Consider the following 15097-nt stretch of genomic DNA (forward strand, 5'->3'; position numbering starts at 1 on the left):
GATGACGAACATTGTCTTTATGGGAACGCCTGATTTTGCGGTGCCGGTTTTACGGCAGCTGCTTGATGACGGGTATCGGGTTGTTGCCGTTGTTACGCAGCCGGACAAGCCGAAAGGGCGAAAGCGCGAGCTTGTTCCGCCCCCCGTTAAGGTCGAGGCGCAAAAACACGGCATCCCGGTATTGCAACCGACGAAAATTCGTGAACCGGAACAATACGAACAAGTGCTGGCGTTTGCGCCTGACTTGATCGTGACCGCGGCATTTGGACAAATTTTGCCTAAGGCTCTGCTTGACGCTCCCAAATATGGCTGCATTAATGTTCACGCCTCGCTTCTTCCCGAGCTGCGCGGCGGTGCGCCGATCCATTATGCCATTTGGCAAGGGAAAACGAAAACAGGTGTCACGATTATGTATATGGCGGAAAAGTTGGATGCCGGCGACATGTTGACGCAAGTCGAAGTGCCGATTGAAGAAACCGATACCGTCGGCACACTGCATGATAAATTGAGCGCTGCCGGGGCTAAACTATTATCAGAAACGCTCCCGCTTTTATTGGAAGGTAACCTTGCGCCTATTCCGCAAGAGGAAGAGAAAGCGACATATGCTCCGAATATCCGGCGTGAACAAGAGCGGATTGACTGGGCGCAGCCTGGTGAGGCGATTTACAACCATATCCGTGCTTTTCATCCGTGGCCGGTTACGTATACGACATACGACGGGAACGTTTGGAAAATCTGGTGGGGCGAAAAAGTGCCGGCGCCAAGCTTAGCGTCGCCAGGCACGATTTTATCGCTTGAGGAAGACGGCATCGTCGTCGCCACCGGCAGTGAGACGGCCATTAAAATTACTGAATTGCAGCCGGCCGGCAAAAAGCGAATGGCGGCCAGCGAGTTTTTGCGCGGTGCTGGCAGCCGGCTTGCGGTCGGCACGAAGCTAGGAGAGAACAATGAACGTACGTGAACTTGCTTTAGACACGCTGTTGGCCATCGAACAAAAAGGGGCTTACAGCCATTTGCAACTGAACAACGCCATTCAAAAAGGGCGTCTTGACGGGCGCGATGCGGCGTTGCTGACAGAAATCGTGTACGGCACCATACAGCGGCGCGATACGCTCGATTATTATTTGACACCGTTTTTGCGCAAGGCGCGCCGACTTGAGCAATGGGTGCGCGTGCTTCTGCGGCTGACGCTGTACCAAATGGTATATTTAGATCGCGTTCCGGATCACGCCGCCATCTTTGAAGCGGTGGAAATCGCCAAACGGCGCGGCCATCGCGGCATCGCTTCGCTTGTGAACGGTGTCTTGCGCACCATTGGCCGCGAGGGGCTGCCATCGCTTGATGCCATTAACGATTCTGCAAAGCGGCTCGCCGTCGCCACAAGCCATCCGGAATGGCTTGTCCGTCGCTGGATCGAGCAATACGGTCCTGAGGAGACGGCGCGCATGTGCGAGACGAATTTGCGTCCGCCACAATCGACCGCCCGCGTCAATCGGATGCGGGCGACGGTGGAGGAAGCGCTTGAGCGGCTTGGCAGCGAAGGAGTGAAGGCTGTTCGAGGTCTTCTTGCTCCGGAGGCCATCCGAGCCGAAAACGGGAATTTCGCTCATACGGAGGCATTTCACTCCGGTTGGCTGACGATCCAAGATGAAAGCTCGATGCTCGTCGCCCGCGCGCTCGACCCGGCGGCAGGGGAACGGGTGCTCGACTGCTGTGCGGCGCCGGGGGGGAAAACGACCCATATCGCTGAACGGATGGACGGCCGCGGCGAAGTGGTTGCTGTTGATGTTCACGAGCATAAAGTGAAGCTCATTGAACAACAAGCGCAAAGGCTCGGCCTTGACAATATCAGGACGCTCGCCCTTGATAGCCGCCGGCTCGGCGAGCGGTTCGCTCCTGAGTCGTTTGACCGTATTTTAGTCGATGCACCGTGCACCGGGTTTGGCGTCATCCGCCGCAAACCGGAGATCAAGTACACAAAAGGGAACGATGATGTCGCGGCGCTTGTTGAGATTCAACAAGCCATTTTGCGGGCGGCTGCCCCGCTCTTGAAAAAAGGGGGCACGCTTGTCTACAGCACGTGTACGATCGAGCGTGAAGAAAATGAAGAAGCCATCGCCCGCTTTTTGGCCGATCATCCGGATTTTTCGCTCGACGACCGTCTCGTTGAGCGGCTGCCGGATGCGGTACGGCCGTATGTTCAAAAAGGCATGCTGCAATTGCTGCCGCATTATTTTGATTCCGACGGGTTTTTTATCGCCCGGTTACGAAAGAAGGGGTAGTAAGTGGAAATGACGAATACGGCTGCCCGCCGGTCCACCGGCGAAGCGCAGCTGCTACCGTTGCCGTCGATTTATTCACTGACGCTTGATGAATTGAAGGAATGGCTCGTTGCTCACGGTGAAAAACCGTTTCGTGCCACGCAAATTTATGAGTGGCTGTATGGAAAGCGTGTTACCGATTTTGCTGAGATGACGAACTTGCCCAAACGACTGCGCGAACAGCTCGCCTCGGCGTTTTCGATCACCACGTTAAAAACGATCGTGAAGCAAACATCAAAAGACGGCACGATCAAATTTTTGTTCGAGCTGCACGATGGTTATTCGATCGAGACGGTGCTCATGCGCCATAACTACGGCAATTCTGTGTGTGTCACGACACAAGTTGGATGTCGCATCGGTTGTACGTTTTGCGCTTCGACGCTCGGTGGGCTGAAGCGCCATTTGGAAGCAGGGGAAATCGTCGCTCAAGTCGTGCAAGTGCAAAAGGCACTCGATGAAACGGAAGAGCGTGTCAGCAGCATTGTCGTGATGGGCATCGGTGAGCCGTTTGACAACTACGATGCGCTCATCAAGTTTTTGCGTATTGTCAACCATTCGAAAGGGCTGAACATCGGCGCTCGCCATATTACCGTTTCTACGAGCGGCATCATCCCGAAAATTTATCAATTTGCCGATGAAGGGATGCAAATTAATTTCGCCATTTCGTTGCATGCGCCGACGACCGAGCTGCGGACGAAGCTCATGCCGATCAATAAGGCGTACCCGTTGCCAAAGCTGATGGAGGCGGTTCGGTATTACATTGAAAAAACGGGGCGGCGCGTGACATTTGAATATGGGCTGTTTGGCGGGGTGAATGACCAGCTTGAGCATGCCGAGCAGCTCGCTGAGCTGCTGAAAGGGTTGAAATGCCATGTGAACCTCCTTCCGGTCAACTATGTGCCGGAACGCAACTATGTGCGCACGCCGCGCAACCAAATTTTCGCCTTTGAACGGGCGTTGAAAAAACATGGAATTAATGTCACCATTCGCCGCGAACACGGACATGACATCGATGCCGCCTGCGGACAGCTTCGCGCGAAGGAGCGAAAAGAAGAGACGAGGTGAATCGGATGCAAGCCGTTTTCCGAACCGATATCGGGCAAATTCGCGAGTATAACGAAGACAGTGGCGGCGTATTTGCCAATCAAAGCGGCCAATATTTAGCGGTCGTCGCTGATGGGATGGGTGGTCACCGTGCTGGCGATGTAGCGAGCGCGATGGCTGTCGCATATTTGCAACAACAATGGGAGCAAGAGCGTCATCTCTCCTCTCCAACTGAGGCTGAACAGTGGTTGAAATCGCATATTGCGGTTGCGAACGAACGATTGCTTCGCCATGCGCTTTCTCACCCGGAGTGCCAAGGGATGGGGACGACGGTCGTCGTTGCGATTTGCACCAGCTCGTTTGTCACAATTGCTCATATCGGCGACAGCCGCTGTTACTTGTTGAACCAAAACGGAATCCAGCAGCTGACCGATGACCATTCCCTTGTCAATGAGCTTGTCAAAAGCGGACAAATTTCCAAGGAAGATGCCGAGCATCACCCGCGCAAAAATGTGCTCTTGCGGGCGCTCGGCACCGAGCCAGCGGTGAAGATTGATGTCAAAACCGTCTCGATTGACGAGGACGATATGCTTCTTTTATGTTCGGACGGGTTGTCCAATAAAGTGCCAGAAGCGGACATCGTACATATTTTGACAAGCGGCGGCACGCTCGAGGAAAAGGCCGAGGCGCTCATTGATTTAGCGAACGAGCGGGGTGGGGAAGATAACATTTCGCTGGCGGTCATCGATTTTTCATCGGAACGTGAAGGTGGGTGATCGGCGTGCTCATCGGAAAACGATTGAATGACCGCTATAAAATCATCAGCCTCATCGGCGGCGGCGGCATGGCGAACGTTTATTTAGCGCGAGACATCATTTTGGAGCGCGATGTCGCTGTCAAAGTGCTCCGGCTTGACTTTGCCAACGATGAACAGTTTATTAAACGGTTTCGCCGTGAAGCGCAGGCAGCAACGAGCTTAAATCATGAGCATATCGTCTCCATTTATGACATTGGTGAAGAAGAAGGCGTCTATTATATTGTCATGGAGTATGTGCGTGGCGCAACGCTTAAGCAATACATTCAACAGTACGCTCCGCTTCCGGTCGAACAAGCACTCCGCATCATGGATCAGCTGACCTCAGCGATCGCTCATGCCCATGAGAATGGCATCATCCACCGTGACATTAAACCACAAAACATTTTGCTCGATGAGGACGGCAATGTGAAAGTGACGGACTTTGGCATCGCCGTGGCGATGAGCGGAACGACGATCACACAAACGAATTCGGTGCTTGGTTCGGTTCATTATTTGTCACCGGAACAGGCTCGTGGTGGCATTGCCACTGAAAAGTCGGATATTTATTCGCTCGGCGTTGTCATGTTTGAACTTGTCACCGGTCGTCTGCCGTTTTCTGGAGAATCAGCTGTTTCGATTGTGTTAAAGCATTTGCAGGAGGAAACGCCATCACCAAAGGATTGGAATCCGGAGATTCCGCAAAGCGTGGAGAACATTATTTTAAAAGCGATGGCGAAAGACCCATTTTATCGCTACCCATCTGCCCAGGAAATGAATGAGGATATCCGGACAGCGCTTGACCCAAGGCGGCGCAATGAGGCAAAATTTACGATCCCTGATGATGATGAGGCGACGAAAGTCATTCCGGTTATGAAACGACCAGAAAGCGCGGCGTTAGAGCAGGAGACGATCATTGATGAAGAAAAAGTGAGCGAATCGGCAAAAACAGCCGACGAGCCAAAGCAGAAACCGAAACCAAAACCAAAGCCAAAATCAAAACGAAAACGGATGTGGATCACCTGGCTTGCGGCAGCCCTATTGTTGTTAGGTGTAGTAGGCGTGAGTGCGCTCACTTGGATTCCAGATCTTGTTTTTCCGAAGGACGTGACAATACCCGATGTCACCAATAAAGAGTACGATGAAGCCGTTGAAGAGCTATCGGCGCTCGGTTTGGAAATTAAGGATACGATCGATGTGGAAGATGATACAATAGAAGAAGGAAAAGTTGTGCGCACTGATCCGGAAGCTGGCATGACGGTGAAGCCAGGGGCTGGCGTTATCATTTATAAAAGTGTCGGAAAGAAGAAAATCGAGTTTCCGAGCTTTATTGGTGATGAGATTTCGGTGGCTGAGAAGGAGCTGCGCGCTGAAGGGTTTACACGCATCACGCGCAACGGCCGCTATAGCGACAAACCGGAAGGAACGATTTTGGATCAATATCCGTATGCTGGCGATGAAGTCGTACCTGATGAAACGGAAGTCATCTTTACCGTCAGCTTGGGGCCGGAAAAAGTGAGGCTCAAAGATTTGACCGGCTATACCGAAAAGAGTGTGCGCGACTACGTCGAAGACCAAGGGCTCCGCATTGAGGTGACATATGAGCATTCTGATGACGTGCCGGAAGGGCTTGTTATTTCACAAACGCCGGCGGCGGGCGAACAGGTGGAAAAAGGAAAGACGATCACAGTTGTTATTTCCCGGGGTCCGGAGCCGAAGCCGTCAAAAACGGTGGTGAAAGAAATCACAATACCGTATGAACCGGCGGAAGAGGGGCAAATAGTCAAAGCTCAACTGTACATTCAAGACGCCAACCATAATATGACAACACCGTATAAAACATATCAGTTAACACAGTCAGTGACAGAGACGGTCGAGTTTGAAATTCCGTACGGGGAGACGGCCTATTACCGCGTCATTGTCAACAATGTCGTCAAAGATGAAGGGACGATTCCGTATCCAGAAAACGGCGGAAAAAAGGAGTGAAGCTATGGCAGAAGGGCAAATTATTAAAGCGTTAAGTGGGTTTTATTATGTCCTCTCTGAAGGCAAGGTGTTTCAATGCCGGGGACGGGGCGTGTTTCGTAAGCAAAAAGTGACGCCGCTTGTCGGCGACCGGGTCGTCTTTACAGCGACGGGTGAGGCGGAAGGATATATTTTGGAGATTTGTGAACGCCAAAATGAATTAGTGCGGCCGCCGGTTGCCAACGTTGAACAGGCGATTTTAGTTTTTTCGGCCGTAAGCCCTGATTTCAGCGCCAAGCTGCTAGATCGCTTTCTTGTTTTAGTCGAATCAAAGAACATTACCCCCGTCATTGTCATTAGCAAAATCGACTTGCTTGATGGGGGAATGAAAGAGACGATCGCTCAATATGTGCGTGATTACCGGCGCATCGGCTATGAGGTGATTGAGACATCAACGGTGACAAAAGAAGGTCTCGACGAGCTGATGTCGCACCTTTGTGGCCGCGTTTCTGTCGTTGCCGGGCAGTCGGGCGTCGGCAAGTCATCGTTGCTCAACGCTCTCCGTCCGGACTTGCAATTGAAAACGGGCGATATTTCGACCCATTTAGGGCGCGGTAAACATACGACCCGCCATGTCGAGCTGCTTGCGATCGCCGGTGGGCTCGTTGCCGATACCCCGGGGTTTAGCGCGCTGGAGTTTGACCATATTGAGCTTGATGAGTTGCCGTATTACTTTCCAGAATTTCGGGCGTACGGAGAAGGGTGCAAGTTCCGTGGCTGCCTCCACGTCGCTGAACCAAAATGTGCGGTGCGCGAAGCGGCGGAGGCCGGGGACATCGCACCGTACCGCTATGGCCATTATTTAAGTTTTGTCGCTGAAATGAAAGAACGAAAGCCGAGGTATTAAACAATGATTCGGATTGCGCCATCGATTTTATCGGCCGACTTTGCCCGTTTGGCCGAAGAGATTCGTTCTGTTGAAGAAGGTGGGGCCGACTGGATTCATGTTGATGTAATGGACGGACATTTTGTGCCGAACTTGACGCTCGGTCCGCCGATTGTGGCTGCCATTCGTCCAGTGACGAAGCTGCCGTTGGACGTCCATTTAATGATCACTGATCCGGACCGATATATTCCAGCATTTGTCGAGGCGGGGGCTGATCTCATTTCCGTCCATGTCGAGGCGTGTGTGCATTTGCATCGGACGATCCATTTTATTAAAGAACAAGGCGTCAAAGCAGGAGTCGTGTTAAACCCGCATACGCCGGTTGACATGATCCGACATGTAATTGCCGATGTTGATCTCGTTTTATTGATGTCGGTCAACCCAGGGTTTGGAGGACAGGCGTTTATTCCGGCTGTGGTGCCGAAAATCCGCGAGGTTGCTCGGCTGGCTAATGAGCAGAACAAGAAGATCGATATTGAGGTGGATGGCGGTGTCAACGCGAAAACGGCGCCGCTTTGCGTCGAAGCAGGTGCCAACGTGCTTGTTGCTGGATCAGCCATTTACAATAATCCCGACAGGGCGGCCGCCATTCGCGCTCTCCGTGAAGTATGCACCAGATAGCGTTAGAGGCGGCGCTCAACGTTCTAAATATACTTCACATTTGCCATTCTAAGGAGGGCAATGGTCAGTCAAACATCGATTTACAGGATGAAAAAGGCACATAACCAACCAATCATTGCCCTTGCAAAAGGCAAAGGGGGGAGAGAATGATCATCCATATCGTCGGCGGCGGACCACGCGAGCTTCTCCCTGACTTGCGCTTTTATGATGGTGAAGATGTGTGCTGGGTCGGCGTCGATCGCGGTACAATGACGTTGCTTGAGGCAGGTTTTCGGCCGGTGCGGGCGTTTGGCGACTTCGATTCGCTGCCGGCCGAGGACGTTGTCAAGCTGCAGCAGGCATTTCCAGACCTTGACGTATGGCCGGCGGAAAAAGACAAAACCGATATGGAGATCGCCCTGGATTGGGCGGTTGAACAAACGGCTCGCTGCATTCGCCTGTTCGGTGCGACCGGCGGGCGGCTTGATCATTTGTTTGGGAACGTCGAGCTGTTGCTGAAATACGCTGACCGTCCGATTGAAATCGTCGACCGGCAAAACGTGTTGACCGTTCATTTGCCTGGTACGTATACGGTCATGTATGACGCGCGGTACTGCTACGTATCGTACATCCCGGTTTCCGAAACAGTGGCGGAATTCACGCTCACCGGATTTAAATATCCGTTAACTAACTGTCATATTTCCCGTGGCTCCACACTATGTATTAGTAACGAACTTATCCAGTCTTCCGGTACTTTTTCGTTTTCCGAAGGCATATTAATGATGATAAGGAGCAGCGACTCCAGCTGCCTGTAGTTGCGATTGGTCAATTCGGGAATATACTGAATAAGGAAATGATGGGAAGCTCGTTACGATGGGTGTGAGGAGGGAATCGGGATGAAGTTTTATACCATTAAGCTGCCGAAGTTTTTAGGTGGGATTGTGCGGGCGATGTTGAACGCATTCAGAAAAGGATAAGAAAAAAGCACCATTTTTGGTGCTTTTTTTGTTGGATGGTTAGACGCGTTTAATTTTCCCGGATTTCAGTGCGCGCGCCGAAACCCAAACACGTTTCGGTTTGCCATCGACTAAAATGCGCACTTTTTGTAAGTTGGCTTTCCACGTGCGGCGGTTAGCATTCATAGCGTGCGAACGCGTGTTGCCGAACGATTTTTTCTTGCCGGTGACAAAGCATTTTGCCATTCGTTTTCCCTCCTTGCTTTAACATCCCTCTAAAAACACTATTATAATTTATCACACAACCGACGGGATTGCAATAGACGCGCCTTTTCCCTTTCAAGAAAATATCCTTGACATATATTTCAGTTTTCGGCTAAATAATACTAGTGGGTGGCCGGAGCGCTTTGAAAACGGTAAGCATTATAGTACAATAAGAGTAGCTGTGCGATGATACGAAAAAGGGGGAACGAGCATGTCGATCGAATGGCAAACAAAACATGGGCGCATTGAAATCTCCAATGAAGTCATTGCCATGATTGCGGGGGGAGCGGCCGTCGATTGCTACGGCATTGTTGGAATGGCGTCCAAAAACCAAATTCGCGATGGGTTGTCGGAAATTTTGCGCCGTGAAAACTTCTCCAAAGGGGTCATCGTCCGGGAGGAAAACGGCGAAGTACATATCGATATGTACATCATCGTCAGCTACGGGACGAAAATTTCCGAAGTCGCCCATAACGTGCAATCAAAAGTAAAGTATACGCTCGACCAAACGCTCGGGTTGGCGGTTCAGTCAATCAACATTTACGTTCAAGGGGTTCGGGTGACGAATCCGTAGTAAGGAGGAATTAGTCGGTGACAATGAGGACGCTTGACGGAAGACGGTTTGCCGATATGGTGCAGCAAGGGGCCGCACACTTAGCGAACAACGCCAAAGCGGTCGATGCGCTGAACGTCTTTCCGGTTCCAGATGGCGATACGGGCACAAATATGAACTTGTCAATGACGTCCGGGGCGAAAGAAGTGAAGGCGAACGTCTCCGACCATATCGGCAATGTCGCCGCGGCGTTGGCAAAAGGATTGTTGATGGGGGCGCGCGGTAATTCCGGCGTCATTTTGTCGCAGTTGTTCCGCGGGTTTGCCAAGGCAGTCGAAGGCAAACAGCAAGTGAATGCCTTCGAATTCGCCGCTGCTTTGCAAGCGGGGGTCGACACGGCCTACAAGGCGGTCATGAAACCGGTCGAAGGGACGATTCTCACCGTTGCAAAAGAGGCGGCACGCCAAGCGATTGATGTAGCGAAAAAAGAGCGCGATGTCGTCGCGGTAATGGAAGCGGCACTTGCCGAAGCAAAAGCAGCATTGCAACGCACGCCGGAGTTGCTGCCTGTCCTAAAGGAAGTCGGGGTTGTTGACAGCGGCGGCCAAGGGCTCGTGTATGTGTACGAAGGGTTTCTCGCCGCTTTGAAAGGGGAAACGATAACGACGACGCGCACCGAAGTGTCGATGGATGATTTGGTGAAAATGGCGCACCATCAAAGCGCGCAAAGCCATATTCACACCGATGAGATCGAGTTTGGCTATTGTACGGAATTTATGGTTCGCTTTGAGGAGGACAAGCTCGCGCGGCATCCGTTTTCCGAAGAAACGTTTCGTCGCGAGCTAAGCCGGTTTGGCGATTCATTGCTTGTTGTCGCTGACGACGAGTTAGTCAAAGTGCACATCCATTCGGAAACGCCGGGTGAGGTATTGACTTACGGCCAGCGCTACGGAAGCCTAATCAATATTAAAATTGAAAACATGCGCGAACAGCATGCCAACATCGTCGGCAAAGAGGCGGAAGCTCCGTCCCGGGCTGACGTGGAGGAAGTAAAGCCATATGGTATCGTCACCGTGGCGATGGGCGCCGGCGTGGCTGAACTGTTTCGAAGCATCGGTGCGCACGCGGTGATTGAAGGTGGGCAAACGATGAATCCGAGCACGGAAGAAATCGCTGATGCCATCCGCAGCGCCAACGCGGAAACAGTGTTTGTGCTGCCGAACAACAAAAACGTTGTGATGGCGGCCAAGCAGGCTGCAGAACTTTCGGAACGGCGCGTGATTGTCATCCCATCGAAAACGGTTCCGCAAGGCATGACCGCGCTTTTAGCCTTCAATCCAGCGCAATCGGCTGAGCAAAATGAGCAGTCGATGACGGCAGCGCTGTCGCGGGTGAAAACGGGGCAAGTAACGGTTTCCGTGCGCGATACGACGATCGAAGGCATCGAGATTCAAAAAGGCGATTACATGGGGCTGGCTGATGACCGCATCATCGTCGCTGATAAGGACAAAATCGCGGTCACGAAGCAGTTGCTTGATGCGCTTATCGATGAGGAAAGCGAAATCGTCACCATCTTGTACGGTGAAGATGCGACTGAAGTGGAAGTAGAAACGATTGTTGCTTATCTTGAAACGGAACATGATGAAGTGGAAGTGGAAATACATAACGGTCAACAGCCGTTATACCCGTTTGTCATTTCTGTTGAGTAATATGTTAAGATAATAGAAGGGAGAGTTCCCTTCTATTTTTTCTGTACGAACGGGGGTCGCAACGATGAAATACAAAAGTGTCTTTGATATTATCGGTCCAGTAATGGTGGGGCCGTCGAGTTCGCATACAGCTGGGGCAGCGCGCATTGGTCTTGTTGCGCGCAAACTGTTTGGCAGAAAACCGGAGTGGGCGCACATCTCATTTTACGGATCGTTTGCTGAGACGTACCGCGGGCATGGCACCGATGTCGCCATCGTCGCTGGGTTGCTCGGTTTTGATACGTTTGATGACCGTCTTCCGAATGCGCTCGAAATTGCTCGCATCGAAGGGCTCGATGTATCTTTTTTCACGGAAGAAGCGATTCCGCATCATCCGAATACAGCGCGTCTGCGGATTGGCGATGATAAAGGAAAACTCGAGCTTGTCGGTGTTTCCATCGGCGGAGGGAAAATCGAAATTATCGAGTTAAATGGCTTTGACTTGAAGTTATCCGGCCATCATCCGGCGCTACTAATCATGCATAATGATCGATATGGGACGATTGGAGCAGTAGCCAGCACATTGGCAAAGCATGCGATTAATATCGGTCATATGGAAGTGTCGCGCAAGGAAAAAGGAAAAGAAGCGTTGATGACGATCGAGGTCGACCAGCCGCTGTCAGATGATCTTATCCAAGAGTTGGAACAGTTACCAAATATCATTCAGGTCACGAAGCTTGTCGATTAAAAAAGAAAGCGGTTGCGAACGGGCATGGAAGTGAAACAGCAGCGGTGCTTTGTCAAGAAAGGATGGGATAATGAATGTTTCGCAATGTCGCTGAACTTGTAGAGTTAGCTGAAAAAGAGCAAATCAAAATCGCGGAAGTAATGATTCGACAAGAAATAGAAGTGAGTGGGCGAAGCCGGGAAGAGATTGTTGCGCAAATGGATCGTCATCTTGAGGTGATGGAGCGGGCAGTCGAGAGAGGGCTGCAAGGGGTTGTGTCCCGATCTGGGTTGACTGGCGGCGATGCAATGCGAATGCAGCGCTATATTGAAGCGGGGCGATTTTTGTCTGGGGAAACGATTTTGGACGCCGTCAGCAAAGCGATGGCAACAAACGAAGTGAACGCATCGATGGGTGTCATTTGCGCCACACCGACAGCGGGCTCGGCCGGTGTCGTCCCGGGGACGCTGTTCGCGGTAAAGGAGAAATTGCAGCCGACAAGAATAGAAATGATTGAATTTTTGTTTACAGCCGGAGCGTTTGGCTATGTTGTTGCCAATAATGCGTCCATTTCCGGCGCTGCCGGCGGTTGCCAGGCGGAAGTTGGTTCAGCGGCCGGCATGGCTGCCGCCGCGCTCGTTGAGTTGGCCGGCGGTACGCCCAGCCAAGCAGCTGAAGCGATGGCCATCGCGTTAAAAAATATGCTTGGATTAGTCTGTGACCCCGTTGCTGGTCTTGTTGAAGTGCCGTGTGTGAAGCGAAATGCCATGGGAGCGGCGAATGCCATGATCGCCGCTGATATGGCGTTAGCTGGCGTCAAAAGCCGCATTCCATGCGACGAAGTGATTGAAGCGATGTATCGTATCGGTGCGGCAATGCCAGTCGCACTCAAAGAAACTGCGCAAGGGGGGCTGGCCGCTACGCCGGCAGGCCGCGCCATTGCGGCCCGTATTTTCGGTGCGGCGGCGACAAAGTGAATGAAACGATGCTGCAACCAGTGACGGCGGTGAAAGGCATCGGTGAAGAAACGGCGGCCGCGCTCGCTGACCTCGGCATTACGACGGTCGGCGAGTTGCTTAACTATGCACCGTACCGGTATGACGATTACGAACAAAAAGATTTGGCCGCTGTCCGCCATGAGGAAAAGGTGACGGTTGAAGGGAAAGTGCATAGCGCCCCGCTCCTGACGTATTACGGAAAAAAAAAGTCGCGCCTTTCTTTTCGGTTGTTGACTGGCCGCTATTTAATCACCGTCGTTTGCTTTAACCGCCCGTATTTGAAGGGGAAAATCACCTTAAACGAAACGGTGACGGTAATCGGCAAATGGGATCGGCATCGGCAGACCATCAACGCGTATGAGCTTCGGTTCGGGGCTGCTCCGGAGGCGACCGGCATTGAGCCGGTGTATTCGGTACGCAGCCCGCTGACAGTTAAGACGATGCGCCGGTTGATCAAGGCAGCGTTCGCCCAGTTCGGCATGCACATTCCTGACTTGCTGCCGCCTGCCTTGCGCCGCGCTTATCGCCTTATCGACAAACAAGAAGCGGTTCGTGCTCTTCACTTTCCTCGTTCTCGCGAAGAGCTGCATCAGGCGCGGCGCCGGCTCGTCTACGAAGAGTTTTTGCTTTATCAGCTGAAAATGCAGGCACTAAGAAAGGTTATGCGCGACGAACGGCGCGGTATCATCCATTCATTCCCAGAAGAACAGCTTGCGTCGTTTCTTTCCGGGTTGCCGTTTTCGTTAACAAATGCTCAGCGGCGCGTCATCAGGGAAATTTTAGATGATATGCGTGCACCGAGGCAAATGAACCGGCTTTTGCAAGGAGACGTCGGCTCCGGCAAGACAGTTGTTGCCGCAGTTGCGCTCTATGCCGCCGTGTTATCCGGGTTTCAAGGGGCGCTGATGGTGCCGACGGAAATTTTGGCTGAACAGCACGCCCGCTCGCTTGCAGAGTTGTTTGCTGATACAGGCGTGACAGTCGAGCTGTTGACAAGTTCGGTGAAAGGAAAACGGCGCAAAGAGCTGCTTGCGAAATTGGAGGACGGGACGGTGGATATTGTCATCGGTACACACGCCTTAATTCAAGAGGGAGTGCAGTTCCGCCAGCTCGGTCTCGTCATTACCGATGAACAGCACCGATTCGGCGTCGAGCAGCGCCGTGTTTTGCGTGAGAAAGGACACGCGCCGGATGTGTTGATGATGACGGCGACGCCCATCCCACGCACACTCGCCATCACAGCGTTTGGCGATATGGATGTTTCAGTGCTCGATGAAATGCCGGCCGGACGAAAAAAAGTGGAGACGTATTGGGTGAAGCATAACCAGTTTGCTCGTGTGCTTGATTTTATTGAAAAAGAACTGCGGCGCGGTCATCAAGCATATGTGATTTGCCCGCTCATTGAAGAGTCGGAAAAATTGGATGTGCAAAACGCCATTGATGTCCATAGTCAGCTCGTCTATTACTACCGTGGAAAATATGAAGTCGGCCTCATGCACGGCCGGTTGTCGGCCGATGAAAAAGAAGCCGTCATGCGAGCGTTCAGCGAAAACCGCATCCACGTACTCGTTTCAACGACCGTCGTTGAAGTTGGAGTGAACGTTCCGAACGCGACAGTGATGGTCATTTATGATGCTGAGCGATTTGGACTTGCCCAACTTCACCAATTGCGCGGCCGGGTCGGGCGCGGTGATGCCCAGTCGTACTGTATTTTAATCGCGGATCCGAAGTCGGAAATCGGCAAAGAACGAATGCACATTATGACGGAAACGACGGACGGGTTCGTGCTTGCGGAGAAAGACCTAGAGCTGCGCGGACCGGGTGATTTTTTTGGCACGAAACAAAGCGGACTCCCGGAATTCCAATTCGGCGACCCGGTGCATGATTACCGCATTTTAGAAGTCGCCCGCCGCGATGCGGCCAAGCTCGTTTCGTCCGCAGCATTTTGGCGCGATGAGGCGTACGCCGGGTTGCGGGCCGAACTGGAAGCGTCCGGCGTGCTTGATGGGGAAAAACTAGATTGATAGACGAACGGTGAGGCGGTCGGGGTGCATGCGCGCCCCGCTGTTTTTTATGGGCGTCTTTTTTTTTCGGAGCATCGATTTGGGCTTCACGGCGGACTAAGCATGAATAACGGTTTTCGGCAAAATGTGGACGCTTTTCACTTTTTTCTGCTTGCATTCCGGTTTTTGATATTATATATTACTTTTAGTACCTAGTCATAAAATCGGACGGTGTAACG

General features: G+C 52.2%; 15 protein-coding genes. 14 read left to right on the top strand and 1 reads right to left on the bottom strand.

The annotated features are described in order from the left end of the window. The first annotated feature begins 1 nt into the window (after nucleotide 1). From fmt to spoVM, 9 genes are all read left to right on the top strand, one after another. Nucleotides 2–961, top strand: a complete 960-nt coding sequence (gene fmt / locus DSM465_RS0101280; protein ID WP_011887115.1) for a methionyl-tRNA formyltransferase — start codon at nucleotides 2–4, stop codon at nucleotides 959–961. Beyond that, on the top strand, nucleotides 948–2282 hold the full coding sequence (gene rsmB, locus DSM465_RS0101285; RefSeq protein ID WP_029760440.1) for a 16S rRNA (cytosine(967)-C(5))-methyltransferase RsmB: 1335 nt from the start codon (nucleotides 948–950) through the stop codon (nucleotides 2280–2282). The genes fmt and rsmB overlap by 14 nt, the downstream gene beginning before the upstream one ends. Before the next feature lie 3 nt (nucleotides 2283–2285). Beyond that, a complete protein-coding gene (rlmN, locus tag DSM465_RS0101290) occupies nucleotides 2286–3386 on the top strand; it encodes a 23S rRNA (adenine(2503)-C(2))-methyltransferase RlmN (RefSeq protein ID WP_029760441.1) in 1101 nt (366 codons plus the stop codon). Nucleotides 3387–3391: 5 nt separating this feature from the next. After that, nucleotides 3392–4141 (top strand): Stp1/IreP family PP2C-type Ser/Thr phosphatase, encoded by a 750-nt coding sequence (locus DSM465_RS0101295; protein WP_008878635.1) that lies wholly within the window; start codon nucleotides 3392–3394, stop codon nucleotides 4139–4141. A gap of 5 nt (nucleotides 4142–4146) precedes the next feature. Further along, complete coding sequence (gene pknB, locus DSM465_RS0101300; protein ID WP_029760442.1) at nucleotides 4147–6144, top strand: Stk1 family PASTA domain-containing Ser/Thr kinase; 1998 nt, start codon at nucleotides 4147–4149, stop codon at nucleotides 6142–6144. A 4-nt stretch (nucleotides 6145–6148) separates the two neighbouring features. After that, the gene (rsgA, locus tag DSM465_RS0101305; RefSeq protein WP_029760443.1) at nucleotides 6149–7030 is read left to right on the top strand and encodes a ribosome small subunit-dependent GTPase A; all 882 of its coding nucleotides are present in this window, start codon (nucleotides 6149–6151) and stop codon (nucleotides 7028–7030) included. 3 nt (nucleotides 7031–7033) lie between these two features. Beyond that, on the top strand, nucleotides 7034–7690 hold the full coding sequence (gene rpe / locus DSM465_RS0101310; protein ID WP_029760444.1) for a ribulose-phosphate 3-epimerase: 657 nt from the start codon (nucleotides 7034–7036) through the stop codon (nucleotides 7688–7690). A 146-nt stretch (nucleotides 7691–7836) separates the two neighbouring features. Continuing rightward, nucleotides 7837–8484, top strand: a complete 648-nt coding sequence (locus DSM465_RS0101320) for a thiamine diphosphokinase (protein ID WP_008878631.1) — start codon at nucleotides 7837–7839, stop codon at nucleotides 8482–8484. An 81-nt stretch (nucleotides 8485–8565) separates the two neighbouring features. Continuing rightward, nucleotides 8566–8646 (top strand): stage V sporulation protein SpoVM, encoded by an 81-nt coding sequence (spoVM, locus tag DSM465_RS18100; protein WP_035497997.1) that lies wholly within the window; start codon nucleotides 8566–8568, stop codon nucleotides 8644–8646. Between the two features lie 39 nt (nucleotides 8647–8685). On the opposite strand, the gene rpmB is transcribed toward spoVM, so the two are convergent. Continuing rightward, nucleotides 8686–8871 carry a 50S ribosomal protein L28 gene (rpmB, locus tag DSM465_RS0101330; RefSeq protein WP_008878630.1) on the bottom strand — a complete coding sequence of 62 codons (186 nt, stop codon included), beginning with the start codon at nucleotides 8869–8871 and terminating at the stop codon, nucleotides 8686–8688. A 229-nt stretch (nucleotides 8872–9100) separates the two neighbouring features. Between rpmB and DSM465_RS0101335 the strand changes: the two genes are divergently transcribed. The 5 genes from DSM465_RS0101335 (at nucleotide 9101) to recG (ending at nucleotide 14879) form a co-directional block, all read left to right on the top strand. Further along, the gene (locus DSM465_RS0101335) at nucleotides 9101–9463 is read left to right on the top strand and encodes an Asp23/Gls24 family envelope stress response protein (protein ID WP_008878629.1); all 363 of its coding nucleotides are present in this window, start codon (nucleotides 9101–9103) and stop codon (nucleotides 9461–9463) included. Nucleotides 9464–9480: 17 nt separating this feature from the next. Continuing rightward, a complete protein-coding gene (locus DSM465_RS0101340; RefSeq protein WP_029760445.1) occupies nucleotides 9481–11151 on the top strand; it encodes a DAK2 domain-containing protein in 1671 nt (556 codons plus the stop codon). Between the two features lie 64 nt (nucleotides 11152–11215). Further along, a complete protein-coding gene (gene sdaAB / locus DSM465_RS0101345) occupies nucleotides 11216–11878 on the top strand; it encodes an L-serine ammonia-lyase, iron-sulfur-dependent subunit beta (RefSeq protein ID WP_011887118.1) in 663 nt (220 codons plus the stop codon). Between the two features lie 74 nt (nucleotides 11879–11952). Next, nucleotides 11953–12834: an L-serine ammonia-lyase, iron-sulfur-dependent, subunit alpha gene (sdaAA, locus tag DSM465_RS0101350; protein WP_029760446.1), complete on the top strand. Its 882-nt coding sequence runs from the start codon at nucleotides 11953–11955 to the stop codon at nucleotides 12832–12834. Beyond that, nucleotides 12831–14879, top strand: coding sequence for an ATP-dependent DNA helicase RecG (gene recG, locus DSM465_RS0101355; RefSeq protein ID WP_029760447.1), 2049 nt, complete (start codon nucleotides 12831–12833; stop codon nucleotides 14877–14879). The genes sdaAA and recG overlap by 4 nt, the downstream gene beginning before the upstream one ends. Nucleotides 14880–15097 lie beyond the last annotated feature (218 nt).

Source organism: Geobacillus thermodenitrificans subsp. thermodenitrificans DSM 465 (genome assembly GCF_000496575.1).
Taxonomy (GTDB): Bacteria; Bacillota; Bacilli; order Bacillales; family Anoxybacillaceae; genus Geobacillus; species Geobacillus thermodenitrificans.